At 43.4% G+C, this 18,563-nt stretch carries 16 protein-coding genes; 12 read left to right on the forward strand and 4 right to left on the reverse strand.

Going from position 1 to position 18,563, the window contains the following annotated elements; all coding sequences use genetic code 11:
* Positions 1 to 21 precede the first annotated feature (21 nt).
* The 6 genes from BSAG_RS07510 (at position 22) to BSAG_RS07485 (ending at position 5,510) form a co-directional block, all read left to right on the forward strand.
* The gene (locus tag BSAG_RS07510; RefSeq protein WP_004313735.1) at positions 22 to 552 is read left to right on the forward strand and encodes an adenine phosphoribosyltransferase; all 531 of its coding nucleotides are present in this window, start codon (positions 22 to 24) and stop codon (positions 550 to 552) included.
* A gap of 69 nt (positions 553 to 621) precedes the next feature.
* On the forward strand, positions 622 to 2,466 hold the full coding sequence (uvrC, locus tag BSAG_RS07505) for an excinuclease ABC subunit UvrC (protein ID WP_004313734.1): 1,845 nt from the start codon (positions 622 to 624) through the stop codon (positions 2,464 to 2,466).
* A 245-nt stretch (positions 2,467 to 2,711) separates the two neighbouring features.
* Complete coding sequence (gene dtd / locus BSAG_RS07500) at positions 2,712 to 3,164, forward strand: D-aminoacyl-tRNA deacylase (protein WP_004313732.1); 453 nt, start codon at positions 2,712 to 2,714, stop codon at positions 3,162 to 3,164.
* A 39-nt stretch (positions 3,165 to 3,203) separates the two neighbouring features.
* Entirely contained in the window at positions 3,204 to 3,542 is a 339-nt protein-coding gene (locus BSAG_RS07495) for a nucleotide pyrophosphohydrolase (protein WP_004313731.1), read from the forward strand.
* Positions 3,529 to 4,431: a deoxyribose-phosphate aldolase gene (deoC, locus tag BSAG_RS07490; protein ID WP_004313730.1), complete on the forward strand. Its 903-nt coding sequence runs from the start codon at positions 3,529 to 3,531 to the stop codon at positions 4,429 to 4,431. The genes BSAG_RS07495 and deoC overlap by 14 nt, the downstream gene beginning before the upstream one ends.
* A gap of 398 nt (positions 4,432 to 4,829) precedes the next feature.
* Positions 4,830 to 5,510 carry a DUF1266 domain-containing protein gene (locus tag BSAG_RS07485; RefSeq protein ID WP_008020027.1) on the forward strand — a complete coding sequence of 227 codons (681 nt, stop codon included), beginning with the start codon at positions 4,830 to 4,832 and terminating at the stop codon, positions 5,508 to 5,510.
* Here the strand turns inward: BSAG_RS07485 and BSAG_RS07480 are convergent, their stop codons facing one another.
* Positions 5,511 to 6,485, reverse strand: a complete 975-nt coding sequence (locus BSAG_RS07480) for a polyprenyl synthetase family protein (protein ID WP_004313728.1) — start codon at positions 6,483 to 6,485, stop codon at positions 5,511 to 5,513. It lies immediately after the preceding gene.
* 88 nt (positions 6,486 to 6,573) lie between these two features.
* On the opposite strand from BSAG_RS07480, the gene polA reads away from it, so the two are divergent.
* Entirely contained in the window at positions 6,574 to 9,423 is a 2,850-nt protein-coding gene (gene polA / locus BSAG_RS07475) for a DNA polymerase I (RefSeq protein WP_004313727.1), read from the forward strand.
* 129 nt (positions 9,424 to 9,552) lie between these two features.
* Here polA and BSAG_RS24470 read toward each other — a convergent pair whose 3' ends face one another.
* Entirely contained in the window at positions 9,553 to 9,696 is a 144-nt protein-coding gene (locus tag BSAG_RS24470) for a hypothetical protein (protein ID WP_008997641.1), read from the reverse strand.
* Between the two features lie 117 nt (positions 9,697 to 9,813).
* Here BSAG_RS24470 and BSAG_RS07470 point away from each other — a divergent pair, with 117 nt between their 5' ends.
* Positions 9,814 to 10,209: a DUF3836 domain-containing protein gene (locus BSAG_RS07470; RefSeq protein WP_004313726.1), complete on the forward strand. Its 396-nt coding sequence runs from the start codon at positions 9,814 to 9,816 to the stop codon at positions 10,207 to 10,209.
* Between the two features lie 89 nt (positions 10,210 to 10,298).
* Here BSAG_RS07470 and BSAG_RS07465 read toward each other — a convergent pair whose 3' ends face one another.
* Both BSAG_RS07465 and BSAG_RS07460 read right to left on the reverse strand, forming a co-directional pair.
* Positions 10,299 to 11,078 carry a LytR/AlgR family response regulator transcription factor gene (locus BSAG_RS07465; protein WP_004313725.1) on the reverse strand — a complete coding sequence of 260 codons (780 nt, stop codon included), beginning with the start codon at positions 11,076 to 11,078 and terminating at the stop codon, positions 10,299 to 10,301.
* Positions 11,075 to 13,126, reverse strand: coding sequence for a histidine kinase (locus tag BSAG_RS07460; protein ID WP_004313724.1), 2,052 nt, complete (start codon positions 13,124 to 13,126; stop codon positions 11,075 to 11,077). The genes BSAG_RS07465 and BSAG_RS07460 overlap by 4 nt, the downstream gene beginning before the upstream one ends.
* 123 nt (positions 13,127 to 13,249) lie before the next feature.
* Here BSAG_RS07460 and BSAG_RS07455 point away from each other — a divergent pair, with 123 nt between their 5' ends.
* From BSAG_RS07455 to BSAG_RS07440, 4 genes are all read left to right on the forward strand, one after another.
* On the forward strand, positions 13,250 to 14,155 hold the full coding sequence (locus tag BSAG_RS07455; RefSeq protein WP_004313723.1) for a serine O-acetyltransferase: 906 nt from the start codon (positions 13,250 to 13,252) through the stop codon (positions 14,153 to 14,155).
* Positions 14,156 to 14,171: 16 nt separating this feature from the next.
* Positions 14,172 to 15,614 (forward strand): class I SAM-dependent RNA methyltransferase, encoded by a 1,443-nt coding sequence (locus tag BSAG_RS07450; protein ID WP_004313722.1) that lies wholly within the window; start codon positions 14,172 to 14,174, stop codon positions 15,612 to 15,614.
* A 144-nt stretch (positions 15,615 to 15,758) separates the two neighbouring features.
* Positions 15,759 to 16,307: an ORF6N domain-containing protein gene (locus tag BSAG_RS07445; protein WP_004313721.1), complete on the forward strand. Its 549-nt coding sequence runs from the start codon at positions 15,759 to 15,761 to the stop codon at positions 16,305 to 16,307.
* A gap of 14 nt (positions 16,308 to 16,321) precedes the next feature.
* Positions 16,322 to 18,520: a S9 family peptidase gene (locus BSAG_RS07440; protein WP_004313720.1), complete on the forward strand. Its 2,199-nt coding sequence runs from the start codon at positions 16,322 to 16,324 to the stop codon at positions 18,518 to 18,520.
* The last annotated feature ends 43 nt before the right edge of the window (positions 18,521 to 18,563 follow it).

The raw sequence follows: 18,563 nt of genomic DNA on the forward strand, positions 1-18,563 counted from the left end.
TTAAAGAAACGATATAATTCAATGATTATGAGCAAAGAAACACTAATCAAAAGTATTCGGGAAGTACCCGATTTCCCGATCCCCGGAATCCTGTTCTACGATGTCACCACCCTATTCAAAGATCCATGGTGCCTGCAAGAATTATCAAACATTATGTTTGATATGTATAAGGATAAAGGGATCACCAAAGTAGTAGGAATAGAATCAAGGGGCTTCATCATGGGACCGATTTTAGCCACCCGCCTGAACGCCGGTTTCATTCCTATCCGCAAGCCCGGCAAGCTCCCTGCAGAAACAATTGAAGAAAGCTACGACAAGGAATACGGAAAGGACACCGTGCAAATTCACAAAGACGCACTGGATGAGAATGATGTAGTTCTATTACACGACGACTTGCTGGCAACAGGAGGCACGATGAAAGCGGCTTGTGAATTGGTGAAAAGATTAAAACCTAAAAAGGTATATGTAAACTTCATCATTGAGTTGAAAGAACTGAATGGAAAATCAGTATTCGGAGACGACGTAGAAGTAGAATCGGTATTGACTTTATAAAGGATTTGCATCTATTTGCAGAGAATGTGTCAAAAGTAAGCAGCTAGCGATCTCTCATACCTAACGATTATGAATGTAGAACCGGAAAGCAAAACCAATGAATATTTGAAAGGGATTGTAGCCAACCTTCCCGAGAAACCGGGTATTTACCAATACCTGAATACGGAAGGAACGATTATATACGTTGGAAAGGCAAAAAATCTAAAGAAAAGAGTCTATTCTTATTTCAGCAAAGAGCATGAGCCGGGAAAGACACGAGTATTGGTCAGTAAAATCGCTGATATTCGCTATATCGTAGTCAACACAGAAGAAGATGCGTTATTGCTGGAGAATAATCTGATAAAGAAATATAAGCCGCGCTACAACGTTCTGTTAAAGGACGACAAGACCTACCCTTCTATTTGCGTGCAGAATGAGTACTTTCCGAGAATCTTCAAAACAAGAAAGGTTATCAGGAACGGTTCGTCTTATTATGGCCCGTACAGTCACATTCCATCAATGTATGCGGTATTAGACCTGATAAAGCATTTATATCCCTTGCGCACATGCAATTTAAACCTAAGTCCGGAAAACATACGGGCGGGTAAATTTAATGTATGCCTGGAATATCATATAAAAAACTGCGCCGGGCCATGCATCGGGTTGCAATCACAGGAAGAATATCTCAAAAACATAGATGAAATCAAGGAAATCCTGAAAGGGAATACACAAGATATCAGCCGTATGTTGCTGGAAAAGATGCAGACGTTGGCAGCCGAAATGAAGTTTGAAGAGGCGCAGAAAGTGAAAGAGAAATATCTCCTGATAGAGAGTTACCGCTCCAAATCAGAGGTAGTAAGTGCTGTATTGCACAATATCGATGTATTCTCAATCGAAGAGGACGAGTCGAACTCTGCTTTCATCAATTATCTGCACATTACAAATGGTGCCATCAATCAGGCTTTCACGTTCGAATATAAAAAGAAGCTGAACGAATCAAAAGAGGAGCTTCTGACGCTTGGTATTATTGAAATGCGGGAACGCTATAAAAGCCAATCCAGAGAGATTATAGTGCCTTTTGAACTCGATTTGGAGTTAAACAATGTCGTATTTACCGTTCCACAGCGGGGAGATAAGAAGAAATTGCTGGATCTTTCGGTTCTAAACGTGAAACAGTACAAGGCCGATCGCCTAAAACAGGCGGAAAAATTGAATCCGGAGCAAAGAAGCATGCGTTTAATGAAAGAAATTCAGCAAGAGTTGCATTTGGAAAGACCGCCGCTACAAATCGAGTGTTTTGATAACTCAAACATACAGGGTTCTGATGCCGTGGCAGCCTGTGTTGTATTTAAGAAGGCCAAGCCATCAAAGAAAGATTACCGGAAATACAATATAAAGACGGTTGTAGGGCCTGATGACTATGCTTCCATGAAAGAGGTCGTCAGAAGGCGTTATCAACGCGCTATCGAAGAGAATTCTCCTCTACCCGACCTGATTATCACTGATGGCGGAAAAGGTCAAATGGAGGTCGTCAGAGAAGTCATTGAAGACGAACTGAATCTGGCTATTCCTATTGCCGGACTAGCAAAGGACAACCGCCACCGCACATCGGAGCTGCTTTTGGGATTTCCTCCGCAGACGATTGGTATCAAACAGCAAAGCCCATTATTCCGTCTGCTGACACAGATTCAGGATGAAGTACACCGTTTTGCTATTAGTTTCCATCGTGATAAACGCAGCAAACGACAAGTTGCGTCCGCACTGGATACCATCAAAGGTATCGGAGAAAAGACAAAAACAGCACTTTTGAAAGAGTTTAAGAGCGTAAAACGAATAAAAGAAACCTCTTTTGAGGAGATTGCCGCTATCATCGGAGAAGCGAAAGCCAAGACCGTAAAAGAGGGATTAAGCAATGAATCATCAAAAAATGAATAAGAAGCCGGCGGAATGGAGTCAGTTATCTTTCTATCATTTTTAGCCGCGGATTACACAGATTGCACGGATTTCACGGTTAAATTACTAAAAACCGCATTATCCTTTCAATCTGTATAATCCATGCCTAAATAATAAACCATTAAAGCTTTCGGCAAAACCTTATAATATTTTCCTGCCAACACACCGTTTTCTCTTTCGAATTTTGTAAATTTGCCTTTCCTAACCACGAAATAGAATAAATAACAATGCGAATAGTTATACAACGGGTAAGCCATGCGTCAGTAACCATTGAAGGACACTGCAAATCGTCCATCGGAAAGGGGATGCTGATATTAGTTGGCATCGAAGAATCAGACGGGCAGGAAGACATCGACTGGCTCTGCAAAAAGATAGTAAATCTACGTATCTTCGACGATGAAAATGGGGTGATGAACAAGTCTATTTTAGAAGATGGAGGCGAAATTTTAGTTATCAGCCAGTTCACGCTACACGCTTCTACCAAAAAGGGAAATCGCCCCTCCTACATCAAAGCTGCCAAACCGGATATCTCTATCCCACTCTACGAGCAATTCTGCAAAGATTTAAGCGGTGCACTGGGAAAAGAAATAGGCACAGGAATCTTCGGAGCAGACATGAAAGTTGAACTTTTAAACGACGGTCCTGTTACTATATGCATGGATACCAAAAACAAAGAATAGATATTCCATACTAATCATTAATCACTAATCATTAAAAAAATGACTCTGGAAGAAGCACAGAAACAAGTGGACCAATGGGTGAAAACATACGGTGTCCGCTACTTCAGCGAGTTGACCAATATGGTAGTCCTGACGGAAGAAGTAGGAGAACTGGCCCGTGTCATGGCCCGCAAATATGGCGACCAATCCTTCAAGGAAGGAGAAAAAGACAACATAGATGAAGAGATAGCAGACGTCTTATGGGTGCTTCTCTGCATCGCCAACCAGACGGGAGTAGACATCACTGACGCTTTCCGGAAAAGCATGGAGAAGAAAACGAAACGAGATAATAAAAGACATATCAACAACCCAAAACTGAAAGATCATGGAAGAGAATAACTCACAGCCCAACAAGTACAAGGCCGCATTGGCAAAGTATAATACCAATCTGAGCGATGCAGATATTCAAGCTCGCGTAGCTGAATTGATTGAGAAAAAAGTGCCGGAGAACAACACGGAAGACGTTAAGAAATTCCTGTTCAACTGCATTGATCTGACCACCCTGAACAGTACGGACAGCGACGAAAGCGTGATGCACTTTACTGAAAAAGTCAATCAGTTTGACGACGAATATCCTGATCTGAAAAACGTAGCAGCCATCTGTGTGTACCCCAACTTTGCAGCCATCGTTAAAAACACGCTGGAAGTAGACGGAGTCAATATCGCCTGTGTATCAGGAGGTTTCCCCTCTTCACAGACATTCATTGAAGTGAAAGTGGCAGAAACAGCACTGGCCATTGCAGACGGTGCAGACGAAATAGATATTGTGATTTCCATCGGCAAGTTCCTTAGCGGAGACTACGAAGGAATGTGCGAAGAAATACAGGAACTAAAAGAAGTTTGCAAGGAACACCATCTTAAAGTAATCCTCGAAACAGGCGCATTAAAGAGTGCTTCCAACATCAAGAAAGCCTCTATCCTATCCATGTATTCGGGCGCAGACTTTATCAAGACGTCTACCGGAAAGCAGCAGCCTGCCGCAACGCCGGAAGCCGCTTACGTGATGTGTGAAGCTATCAAAGAATACTATCAGAAGACAGGAAACAAGATTGGATTCAAACCAGCAGGTGGTATCAACACTGTTAACGATGCGATTATTTACTACACTATTGTAAAAGAACTATTAGGTGAAGAATGGCTTGACAACCAACTGTTCCGCTTGGGAACCAGCCGTTTAGCCAACCTCCTCCTTTCCGACATCAAAGGCGAAGAAATCAAGTTCTTCTAAAAATTAAAGGCTACATTAGCAATCAAATACGCCTTACCGCGCGACTCCCGTATCACGGGAATCGACGCGGTATTTTTTATTTAAGAAAAACTAAAGATAGTTACTGGAGAATTCGGAAAAATAATTATCTTTGTAAAAGGTTTAGCGATGAAAATATAGCTAATTAGTTATATTAGAGAACGTTTCATTTATTACCAGTTCCTGGAATTCGGCAAAATTCAAAGTTATGAATGGTAATAAGCAAACGGGTCTCACGCACCTTCATGTATATAATTTTGTTATATATCGAATGGAGCGTGGGACTGTTGCTTGTATACTCATAACGGCTTGCCGAAGCCTCAGGAAAATACATGGCAACAGTTCTCACGCTTTTCATGAACTTTATGGAGGTATTAAGGATGGACGCTTACACAAGAACCTTACGATTCAATCACAACCCTCTGAATCTCATCCTCGGAACAGAGAAAAAGAAGGGGCTACGCATCGGTTATATGGAAGCTGGACTGCAAGGCTTCTATCTCAACTCCATGGAGACCGGAGTCCATCCGCAAAAGCTATCCAGACTGCTGGCAGAAGAGTTCCACTGCACCGATACCGAGTCCGTCACCGGATTATTCCAGTTCCTGATTAACGAAGGAGACAGAGTCTCCTACCAGATTATGCTCCCCTACTTACTCTCCACAGAGAACATCAACGAGTTCGAAAGTATCATCCAAAAGCGCTTTTTCGGAGTAGAACGCTTCATTCAGCAAGGAAAGAATCTATACAGATTCGTGAAATATACAGAAGAAAGAAGAGACCCGATTATATGGATAAATGACTTAGAAAAAGGGATTATCGGATGGGACATGGGATTGCTTGTCAGCTTGGCGCGCGCCTCCCAAACATGCGGGCACATCAGCAAGGAACAAGCCTGGAAGTACATAGAACAAGCAGCCCAATTATGTTCGTTAGATCTTCATACAGCTGAAGAAATAGACAAGAGTTTCCTTTTAGGAAAAGCGATGAAATCGGGAAAGATAGAAGATTGGGATCGATTATTATCGTGCTATTCACTTCTGGGCAAACACCGGAGGTAATTATTTTTCGCGGTCTACCACGTAATCCAAGTAAGCCCGGAGGGCTACACAAATATCAGATTCCGGCAAAGAAGCCAGTAAATCAAAAGCCTTTTGCTTATAGATATTCATCGTCTGAACGGCATATTCAATGCCCCCATTTTCTTTGATAAACGAGATCAAATGAGCAATTTCATCGAGAGTAGCTGCACCCTCCTTTACCTTGATTGCCAATTCCTGCGCCTCATCGTTTTTTGTCGTGTTCAATACATACAAAGCGGGCAATGTCAGTTTACCTTCAAGCATATCATTACCTGTTGGTTTGCCAATCTCTCTATTATCAAAGTAATCGAAAATATCATCTTTTATCTGAAAGCAGATACCAATATATTCGCCCAACAAACGAGCCAGTTCGGCTTCTCCCTCCCCTACACCTACCGAAAAAGCGGCAGCTTTCGTACAGGCAGCAAAAAGAGCGGCAGTCTTCTTACGGATTACATCAAAGTAAACCTCCTCAGAAAAGCTATGATTACTTACATTTGAAAGCTGAAGCAACTCGCCGTCAGCAAGATCCTGCCCAAGAGTAGACACCAGTTGAATAATGCGGTGGCTGTTCGTCAGTTCGGCATGCACCAAACTGGTTGCCAGCAGATAGTCGCCCGTCAATACGGCTACTTTATTATTAAAGATAGCATTCACCGAGAGTTGTCCACGGCGTTCGGTACTTTCATCCACGACGTCGTCATGCACCAAACTGGCTGTATGAAGGAGTTCCAATGAAACAGCTGCATGAAGAGTGGAAGGACATACAGCACCATAAAGACGTGCCACCAGCAAAACAAGAATAGGACGCATCATCTTACCATTCCTCTGCCGTATGTGAGATACGACACTATCGAGCAATGCATTTGAACTGGAGAGAGAACTATCAAAAAGTTCTTTGAAGTCTCTTAGTTCTGCTTCAATCGGAGTTCTGATGAGTGAGATGCTGTCCATTAATTACACAATTTGAGCACAAAAGTAATAATAAAACGCTGAATACCGTATTTTTTTGTACTTTTACCATGAAAAATTAATTAAATCTATGGATTCAAGTAATAAATTATTTCTTTTAGACGCTTATGCACTGATATACCGGGCATATTACGCCTTTATCAAGAACCCAAGAATCAATTCCAAAGGATTCAACACTTCAGCTATACTGGGTTTTGTAAACACCCTCGAAGAAGTGCTGAAAAAAGAGAATCCCACTCATATAGGAGTAGCCTTCGACCCTGCAGGACCTACCTTCCGCCACGAAGCTTTCGAACAATATAAAGCGCAGCGTGAAGAAACTCCGGAAGCGATCCGCCTTTCCGTGCCTATTATAAAGGATATTATTCGTGCTTACCGCATCCCTATTCTGGAAGTTGCAGGCTACGAAGCCGACGACGTGATAGGTACGCTTGCCACCGAAGCCGGTCGCCAAGGTATCACCACCTATATGATGACTCCCGACAAAGATTACGGGCAGTTGGTAAGCGACAAGGTATTTATGTACCGTCCCAAGCACACAGGAGGTTTCGAAGTGATGGGTGTTGAAGAAGTGAAAGCCAAGTTTGACATTCAGTCTCCGGCACAAGTGATTGACATGCTCGGACTGATGGGCGACTCTTCGGATAATATCCCCGGATGTCCCGGAGTAGGAGAAAAGACTGCCCAAAAACTAATTTCTGAATTCGGAAGCATCGAAAACTTATTAGAGCATACCGACCAACTGAAAGGTGCACTGAAAACAAAAGTGGAAACGAACCGGGAAATGATTACTTTCTCGAAATTCCTCGCCACGATTAAAATCGATGTGCCCATCCAACTTGAAATGGATTCTCTTGTCCGCGAAGAAGCAGACGAAGATTCACTTCGCAGCATTTTCGAAGAACTGGAATTTAGAACGCTCATCGACCGGGTACTAAAAAAAGAGGTTTCCGGAAATGGAATAACCTCCACTCCCAAAAGCAAAGTAGCCACCGGAAAAAGCGCCCCCTCTCCTCTTCCACTTTTTCCCGAAGAAGGAGGCGGAATACAAGGCGATTTGTTTGCGAATTTCACGCCCAATGAGCCGAATGAAGCAAAAAAATCGAATCTAGAGACGTTAGAATCGCAGTCACGTAACTACCAACTCATTGATACAGAGAAGAAAAGAAGAGAAATTATTCAAAAGTTACTTACATCGAAAATTCTCTCATTAGATACGGAAACTACCGAGACCGAACCAATGGATGCCGAATTGGTCGGAATGAGTTTTTCCATTGCCGAAAATGAAGCATTTTATGTTCCTGTTCCATCAGACCGGGACGAAGCGTTAAAAATCGTAAAGGAGTTCCGCCCGGTCTTCGAAAATGAGAATTCGTTAAAAGTCGGACAGAATATCAAGTACGATATGATCGTTCTTCAAAATTATGGTGCAGTAGTAAAAGGTCCGCTTTTCGATACGATGATCGCTCACTATGTTCTTCAACCGGAACTTCGTCATGGCATGGATTACCTGGCAGAAATTTATCTGCATTATCAGACCATCCATATTGACGAACTGATAGGCCCCAAAGGAAAGAATCAGAAGAACATGCGCGACCTCGACCCGAAAGATGTATATCTGTACGCTTGCGAAGATGCGGACATCACTCTGAAACTGAAAAACGTATTGGAGAAAGAGCTGAAAGAGAATGACGCCGAACGTTTATTCTATGATATAGAAATGCCTCTTGTTCCGGTATTAGTCAATATCGAACGGAACGGAGTATTGCTAGACACGGAAGCACTGCAACAATCATCCGCTCATTTCACCGCCCAGATGGAGCAAATCGAAAAAGAAATCTACGAACTGGCCGGTGAGACCTTCAACATCGCTTCACCCAAGCAAGTCGGCGAAGTCTTGTTTGACAAGCTGAAGATTGTAGAAAAAGCGAAAAAGACCAAGACCGGGCAGTATGTCACCTCGGAAGAAGTGCTCGAAAGCCTCCGGCATAAACATCCTGTGGTAGAAAAGATTCTGGAACATCGCGGACTAAAAAAGCTATTGGGCACGTATATCGACGCACTTCCCCTACTTATCAACCCACGCACAGGAAGGGTGCATACCTCTTTCAACCAGACTGTAACCGCTACGGGACGCCTTAGCTCAAGTAACCCGAATTTACAGAATATCCCTATCCGCGACGAGAATGGAAAAGAAATCCGTAAAGCATTCATCCCCGATGAAGGCTGCCTCTTCTTCTCTGCCGACTATTCGCAGATCGAATTGCGTATTATGGCACACCTTAGCGAGGATAAGAATATGATTGATGCTTTCCTTAGCAACCACGATATTCATGCTGCCACCGCTGCCAAAATCTATAAGATTGATCTGAAAGATGTAGATTCCGACATGCGCCGTAAAGCCAAGACTGCCAATTTCGGTATCATCTATGGCATATCCGTATTTGGTCTTGCCGAACGGATGAATGTAGACCGCAAAGAAGCCAAAGAACTAATCGACGGTTACTTTGAAACTTATCCGGGAGTGAAAGCCTATATGGACAAAAGTATTCAGGTGGCCCAGGAAAAAGGTTATGTAGAAACAATTTTCCACCGGAAACGCTTCTTGCCGGACATCAACTCCCGCAATGCCGTTGTACGCGGATATGCGGAACGAAATGCCATCAACGCCCCTATCCAGGGAAGTGCGGCAGATATTATAAAAGTAGCAATGGCACGTATCTATCAACGGTTCCAGGCCGAAGGAATACAAGCCAAAATGATCCTACAAGTACATGACGAATTAAACTTCAGCGTTCCTGTCAATGAAAAAGAGCGTGTAGAAGAAATTGTCATCGAAGAAATGGAGAAAGCATACCGCATGCACGTCCCCTTGAAAGCAGATTGCGGATGGGGCAAAAACTGGCTTGAGGCACATTAAACCATCAAGTGGATAAAGGCCACCTCAATAAGGAATTGCTATCTTTTAGATACTAATTGCGCAGGGAGACTCCACCTTATCCGGGGTTTCCGCTTACAAAATAGAAGCAAGTATGGATAATAACATTATTTAACTCATTATCCAGAAAGCTAGAAAAAGGAATCCTTTTTCGACGAAGTGATTCATTCTATATCCGGCAGATTGACTGCCGGATATTTTTTTGTCACCAATCTTGGCAAAAAGCAACCCATCTCCGACCCTACATCTTGACATTTTGACAATATTTTATCTTCAAAAATGCATAAATACCAAATTAATATGTAGATTTGCAGCGTAAAACCAACGCATTTGATAGACAAATGAAAGTATAACTCAAAAACTTAAATAGCCATGAAAGCAAAAGTATCTTTAAAAATGTTCGTTTTATCTGCAGCTCTTCTTGTTGTGTCGCTTGCTACTTCTGCACGTAGCTACGATAATCAATTGATTTATAATCCAATCGAAGAGAATGGTATGACAGTGGGACAGACCGTTTACAAAATGGACGGAAACACACTTGCCAACTACATGAAGTACAACTACAAGTACGATGACAATAAACGTATGATTGAAAGCGAAGCCTTAAAGTGGAATAGCAACAAGGACGAATGGGAAAAAGACCTACGCATCAACTATACGTATGAAGGCAAGACCGTTACCACCAATTATTATAAATGGAACGCTAAAAAACAAGCCTATATACTGGTACCCGAAATGACTGTTACGATGGATAATACAAATATGTAACATAAACTCTCTCTCATTCTAATATTCTAACAAAAAAGATACGCCGCTTCTGCTGAAGAAGTGGCGTATTGCAATTTATAAGGTCTACATTACAAAACAAAGAAACGTTCTTGCAGTTCTTTCAGATAACTTCGAGAAATCATCAAATCGTTTTTATCGTGAAAAGGTGGATAGAGTTGGCAACACTTACCATCAATCATTGCCAAATAATTAACATTTACAATAGCCGATTGGCTAATCTGCACAAAAGCTTGTGAATAACTGATAATATCTTCTGCTTTTGTATTCCGCTTCAAATTCAGGCGAGTCTGATTAAACAAGACTACCTGCCATTGACGTTTATCTTTCAGATACTCAAAAAAGCCGATTTCTTCCAGGCGTAAAAGCTTGAAACCCGTCACTGTGCTAATCATAAACATGCCTTGTTGTGGCATTAATGCACTGATAGAAGAGGCAAAAGAAGGCAAAAGAGGAAGCGCAGCAGAGGTCATTGCCTTCCGGTAACGCTCCATAATCACTTTCAGGTCTTCCGCCTCAAAAGGCTTTAACAGGAAGTCGAAAGCCGACTCACGCAATGCCTGAAGCAAGTATTTATCATAAGAGGTGTAAAACACCACCTTCATATCCCACAAAATATCCTCTCTAATTTCACTTAGCAGGTTAAGCCCCAATGTATCCGGAAGCTCCACATCGAGAAACAATAAATCCGGATGCAACTCCATAATCATCTTTTTACCCTTTGCACCATTCCCTGCAATTCCTTTTACTTCAAATTCACGATAGGGCTCTAACTCGCGGCGCAAAGCATCAATCGCTGTACGTTCATCGTCAACGATGACTACCTTATACTTTTCTTCTGTCTCCATCATAAATCATAAGAAAAACGAAACGGGATATATACCGACACTTCCGTACCGGTTTGTCCATCGCTTCTGTTGGTTATATTAAAACGTATTTTATCACTCTTGTTCTTTGTATTCAGTAATTGAATGGTCTGATACAACACTTTCAATCCTGTACCAGTACCCCGTGTGGCGGAAACTACCTGCGGGAGATACCCGCGTCCGTTGTCGGTAACCGTTATGCGAATCCCATTTGTTTCACGGGAAACATATACCATTAGCTCCTTTTTTCCGTCCTTTCCCGCCAGTCCATGTTTAATAGCATTCTCCACCGGAATTTGCACAATCATAGATGGAATCATGATGCGGGTTGCATCTAAACCGTCCTCCACCGTGATTGTTGCGACAAAATCTTCTCCGACACGTCCACGTTCCAGTTCGATGTATGTACGGACGAAATCCAGTTCGTCTTGCAAAGATACGCTCAATTTCTCGGTAAGTTCGAGGCTACGACGGAGATATTTCACCAGTTCCATCAGATTATGTTTCACCTCTTCCGAGCCGTTAAACTGATTGATCTCACGTCCCAGTACATTAAAAGTAAAATGAGGAGAAATCCGGCTTCTCAAATTCTCCATGCGGACACGGTTGATTTGCTGGAAGAAACGCTGGCGAAGAAACTCCCTCTTTTTACGCATATACCAGACAACTACCACTACCCCCGCCACAAGCAGCACGCAGACAAGCACCCAGATAAATACGCTCAATTTGAGCACCCTCATCTCTCCTGCCTGTCGCTGAATCTGCATTTCTTTACGAAGCACGATTGTATCTTGCCGGTAGCGCATATCCAGTTCGGCAACACGCATCTGTACTCGTTCGCTACGAATGGAATCATCCAGATGACAATCGCGTTTCAGATACTCATAGGCATGGCGGTAATCACCAATCTGCTCAAAATAATGTTGTAGATACTGATTGCGTATAGTCAGCATATTAGCGTCAAGATGCCCGACAGGAGCAGTCCGGGCAATCATTGTTTTCGCTTGAGCTATATTTCCTTTCTTCAATGCCAGTTCAATCATCTGGGTTTCGATGTAATGTACGGCCGAGTTATGCTGTATATCGGAGAAGAATCGATAACTCTCGTCCAGACAGACCTGTGCGGAGTCCAGTTTGTCAGTCAGCAGGTACAATTCTCCCAGGTTTACTTTAATAAAATTCTGTTCAAACACCATCTGCGGATAAGAAGAGACAAGCACATTGGCCCTGCGCATATACTTCAAAGCTTCCTGATAGTCTTTCCGGTAATAATAATGATTACCGCGATTGTTGAGATAAGTCCATCGTTCGCTCACGTTCATCTCATCGAAATACTGTCCGGCCAATTCATAGTAATGATTGGATAAATCGAAATCCCGCAGTTCCATATAGGTTTGCCCTAATCCGTAGTAGACAGGGAATTTCGCGTGCTCGGACAAGTTTAGCGAATCACAGAGAAATAGGGCACGACGATAATACGAAGCAGTGTGTGCCAAGTCACTGCGATGCAGGTAGGCATCAGCAGTATTGATACAAATATCCGGGAGCAGGTGTAGTTTCTTTCCTTTCAGACGATATTCGTAGGCTTTCTTATAGTCGGTAATTGCAGAATCAGGGCGGTTCAGTTGCATCCACACGTTGCCTTCGATATTATAAACATCGGATAATACATCATTCCATTGTGGAGATTGGAGAGATTCAGAAGATTGGGAAGCATTGCGGGAAAATTCCTTTACCCGCCGGTTATAATAGAGTATAGAATCAAAATCGGAAGAGACAAAGAATGTTTTCCCATAAAGGGCAAGCAGACGATAATAGATCTGGGAATCTTGTGCCTGTGCCAATGCATCAAGCACCTGTGAACGGGAATAATGCACATTGGAAAACAAAGAATCCTGTACACGAACTTCCAGAGAATCAACCAACACCTGTTCGCACGAAGAGTTATTGCGGTGTCTATCAGCATATCCGCAACTCAACAACATCAACAACCCCAACAGTCCAAATAGTTTCATAGCAGTCTTCCGATTCATCAGTCCCCTTATTCATGTCATGTTTTGAATGTGACAAAAATACATTATTTATCCTGAATCCCAGCGAATTTTATTATTTTTTTTAATACCTTTGTGCCCATATAAATATGAGTAACTGACCTAATGAGTCCACTGAACTTCACCCACATTTTGACACAGGCAGTCGATGAGCTATCGGAAAGCGAATCTTATAAAGGACTGTTTCATCAGCACAAAGATGGCGAACCACTGCCCTCTGCTAAAGTCTTGTATGAAATTATTGAGCTTTCACGCTCCATTCTCTTCCCCGGATATTACGGAAATTCTACTATTAACAGCCGGACAATTAATTATCACATCGGCGTCAACATTGAAAAATTGTTTGATTTACTTTGTGAGCAGATCCTGGCCGGATTGTGTTTTAGCACTTCCATAGAGGGAAAATGCATCGTCTGCTCCGACTCGAAACGGGAAGAGGCTGCACGTCTTGCTGCTAAATTCATCAGTAAGCTACCTGCCATGAGAAGAATACTGGCAACGGATGTGGAAGCCGCCTATAACGGCGATCCGGCTGCCGAAAGTTATGGAGAGGTAATTTTCTGCTATCCGGCTATTAAAGCGATCAGCAATTACCGTATCGCGCATGAACTGCTGGAACTGGGTGTTCCTTTGATTCCCCGTATCATCACGGAGATGGCGCATAGCGAAACGGGAATTGACATCCATCCGGCCGCAAAGATTGGCACTCACTTCACTATCGACCATGGTACGGGTGTCGTTATCGGTGCTACGAGTATTATCGGAAATAACGTCAAGCTATATCAGGGCGTCACACTGGGAGCCAAGAGTTTCCCGCTGGATGCCGACGGAAAACCAATCAAGGGAATCCCCCGCCATCCGATCCTGGAAGACAATGTGATTGTTTATTCCAACGCCACTATTTTGGGAAGAATCACCATCGGACGTGACGCAACCGTAGGCGGTAATATCTGGGTAACGGAGAATGTTCCTGCAGGAGCAAGAATCGTACAAACTAAAGCAAAAAAATAAAATCAAAAGAATCTATATGAGCGAACAATTCGAGATGATAGCCAAGACTTTCCAGGGACTGGAAGAGATACTTGCAGAAGAACTGACAGCATTAGGAGCCAACGACATTCAAATAGGACGCCGCATGGTTTCATTCACAGGAGATAAACGTATGATGTATAAGGCGAATTTTTGCCTTCGCACCGCCATCCGTATCCTGAAACCAATTAAAAACTTTACAGCCAAAGATGCCGATGAGGTTTATAATCAAATACAGGCTATTCCATGGGAAGAATATCTCGATGTGAACAAGACGTTCGCTATCGATGCAGTAGTATTCAGCGATGAGTTCCGCCATTCGAAATTCGTTTCGTATAAGGTGAAAGATGCGATTGTGGATTATTTCCGTGATAAAACAGGAAAACGTCCGTCGGTACGTATCAACAATCCGGATGTACTTCTGAATATTCATATTGCACAGACTACCTGTACGTTGTCTTTGGACTCGTCCGGAGAATCACTTCACCGTCGCGGTTATCGCCAGGAAGCAGTAGAAGCCCCGTTAAATGAGGTATTGGCTGCCGGCATGATTCTAATGACCGGATGGCGCGGAGAATGTGATTTGATCGACCCGATGTGTGGTTCGGGTACTATCCCTGTTGAAGCGGCACTGATTGCTAAGAATATTGCTCCGGGAGTATTCCGTAAAGGGTTTGCTTTTGAGAAATGGGTAGATTTCGATGCGGATATGTTCGATGAGATTTACAATGATGACAGTCAGGAGCGCGAATTTGCTCATAAGATTTACGGATACGATAACAATCCGAAAGCTAATGAGATTGCGACTCACAATATAAAAGCTGCCGGTGTATCGAAAGACATCGTGTTGAAGCTGCAGCCGTTCCAGCAGTTTGAACAGCCGCAGGAAAAGTCGATTATCATCACTAACCCGCCATATGGTGAACGTATTTCCACTAATGATTTGCTTGGACTTTATCAGATGATCGGTGAACGTCTGAAACATGCGTTTGTAGGAAACGAGGCATGGGTGCTTTCTTATCGGGAAGAGTGTTTCGACCAGATTGGTCTGAAAGCAAGTCAGAAAGTTCCTTTGTTCAATGGACCATTGGAGTGTGAGTTCCGCAAATATGAGATTTTTGACGGAAAATACAAAGAGTTCAAGAGCCAGGAAGAGGGAGAAGAAAAGAAAGAGGCTGAAGGAGAACAGGCTCCAAGATTTAGAGAAAGAAAAGAATTTAAGCCACGCCGCGAAGGTGAGTTCAAACCGCGTCGGGATGGTGAATCCAGACCTCGCAGAGAGGGAGAATACAAGCCGCGCAGAGAAGGTGGTGAGTTCAAAGGTGGTGATGGAAGAGATAGAAAGCCACGGGGAGAATTCCGTGGAGGAAGAGATTCGAGAGGGCCAAGAGAATTTAGGGGGAACCGGGAGCCGAGGATTCCGAAGAAGGAAGAGGAATAAACCATTCAATAGTTAATGACACATTATAACATCACACACTCATTAACACCCTGATAACCAACTTGAGGTCACAAATTGCAACCTCAAGTTCAAATAACATTTTCGCCAATAAGCTATCTATGATAGCAACCAATTAAAGAAAAAATGAACGACATTGTTATCATTGAAAATAAAATTTATGAGATCAGAGGTCAAAAAGTTATGTTGGACTTTGATTTGGCGGAGATGTATGAAGTTACCACAGGTAACTTCAATAAAGCCATTAAACGAAACATCGAACGATTTCCTGCAAGATTCATGTTTCAATTAAATAAAGACGAGTTCAACTTGATATTCCAAAATGGAATATCAAGTTGGGGTGGTACTCGCAAAATGCCTTACGCTTTTACAGAACAAGGTGTAGCAATGTTATCTGGAGTTCTGAAAAGTCCCCGTGCTATTGAAGTCAGTATTAATATTATGGATGCCTTCGTCCACATGCGTCAATACCTACTCTCCCATGCTCCGAAACAGGAATTGGAAGAATTGAGGAAAAGGATTGAATACTTGGAAGAGGACATATCCTCCGACAGAGAAAGCTACGAGAAGCAATTTGACGACCTATTCACCGCTTTTGCCAAGTTGAGTGCTGCCATTCAAATAAAGCAGACTCCCTTGGACAGAGTAAAAATAGAAGGATTTAAAAACAAATAATAAAGAAAAGAGCAATGAGTAAAATTGGAAAAAGAGCCATGCTTTTATTGTTGGCACTACCAATCGGATTCAATGTTATGGCACAAGAAACCAAAAAGCCGACACTGGAAGAATTGATTCCGGGTGGCGAGAGTTACCGCTATGCAGACAACCTGTACGGACTGCAATGGTGGGGTGACGAATGTATCAAGCCGGGCGTAGATACCCTTTATTCTATCCAACCCAAAACGGGGAAAGAAACAATGGTTATCACTCGTGAACAGATCAACAAAGTGCTTGAAGAGAACAAGGCAGGAAAGTTATCACACCTGTATTCCGTCAGTTTCCCATGGGCCGATAAGCCACAAATGCTATTCAAGATAGCAGGAAAGTTCATTGTATATGATTTCAAGAGCAATCAAGTTGTCAGCACTCTCAAACCCAAAGACGGAGCAGATAATGAAGACTATTGCGCAGCCAGTGGAAACGTGGCATACACGATAGGTAACAATCTGTATGTAAACGAGAAAGCGGTAACTAATGAACCCGAAGGCATCGTTTGCGGACAGACTGTACACCGGAATGAATTCGGTATCAACAAAGGTACTTTCTGGAGCCCGAAAGGTAACCTGCTCGCTTTCTACCGTATGGACGAGAGCATGGTGACACAATACCCGCTTGTAGACATCACTGCACGCGTAGGCGAAGTGAACAATGTACGTTATCCGATGGCAGGCATGACGAGCCATCAGGTAAAAGTGGGTATTTACAATCCTGCCACAGGCAAAAGCATTTATCTGAACGCAGGTGATCCCACAGACCGTTATTTCACCAATATCAGCTGGTCACCGGATGAAAAAAGCCTCTACCTGATTGAAGTAAACCGTGACCAGAACCACGCCAAACTTTGCCGGTACAACGCAGAAACAGGAGAGCCGATGGGCGTTCTCTACGAAGAAATGCATCCTAAATACGTGGAGCCACAAAACGCAATCGTATTTTTGCCGTGGGACCCTACCAAGTTCATCTATCAAAGTCAGCGTGACGGCTACAATCATCTTTATCTCTTTGATGCCGATGCAGCCAACATGAAAGGTGAAACTTATAACAGCGCCAACGGTGGTACTTATTTCCAGGCCGGCAAAGTCAAACAACTGACCAAAGGCAACTGGCTGGTCAGCGACGTCCTGGGATTCAACACAAAGCGTAAAGAAATCATCTTCACAGCCGTAGAAGGCTTGAGAAGCGGACATTTCGCTGTAAACGTGAGCAATGGAAAAATAAGCCAACCGTTCGAGAACTGCAAAGAAAGCGAACATAGCGGCATGCTTAGCGCTTCCGGCACTTATCTTATCGACCGTTATTCAACAAAAGACCAGCCTCGCATCATCAACCTGGTAGACACCAAAAACTTCAAAGAAACAGCCAATCTGCTGACTGCTGAAAACCCTTACGAAGGCTACCAAATGCCAAGCATCGAAACCGGAACAATCAAAGCGGCAGACGGCACCACCGACCTGCATTATCGCCTGATGAAACCGGCAAACTTTGACCCGGCCAAGAAATATCCCGTCATCGTATACGTCTACGGAGGTCCTCACGCGCAATGCGTCACCGGAGGATGGCAGAACGGCGCACGCGGATGGGACACATACATGGCAGGTAAAGGCTATATCATGTTCACCATCGATAACCGTGGCAGCAGCAACCGTGGACTGGCATTTGAAAATGCCACCTTCCGCCGTCTTGGCATCGAAGAAGGTAAAGACCAGGTAAAAGGCGTTGAATTCCTGAAATCCCTCCCCTACGTAGACAGCGAACGCATCGGCGTACACGGATGGAGCTTCGGAGGACACATGACTACCGCCCTGATGCTTCGTTACCCGGAAATATTCAAAGTAGGCGTTGCCGGAGGCCCGGTAATCGACTGGGGGTATTATGAAGTGATGTACGGCGAACGCTATATGGATACACCGGAAAGCAACCCAGAAGGCTACAAAGAATGTAACCTGAAAAACCTTGCCGGCCAACTGAAAGGTCACCTATTGATTATTCACGACGACCACGACGACACCTGCGTGCCACAGCACACCCTGTCGTTCATGAAAGCTTGTGTAGATGCCCGCACTTATCCCGACCTGTTTATCTACCCGTGCCACAAGCACAACGTAGCAGGACGCGACCGTGTACATCTGCATGAGAAAATCACCCGGTACTTTGAGCAGAACCTATAAAACTGACAAAGACACCACCGTATCCATACAAATCATAGATAAC

It is taken from the genome of Bacteroides sp. D1 (assembly GCF_000157095.2).
Classification (GTDB): Bacteria; Bacteroidota; Bacteroidia; order Bacteroidales; family Bacteroidaceae; genus Bacteroides; species Bacteroides xylanisolvens.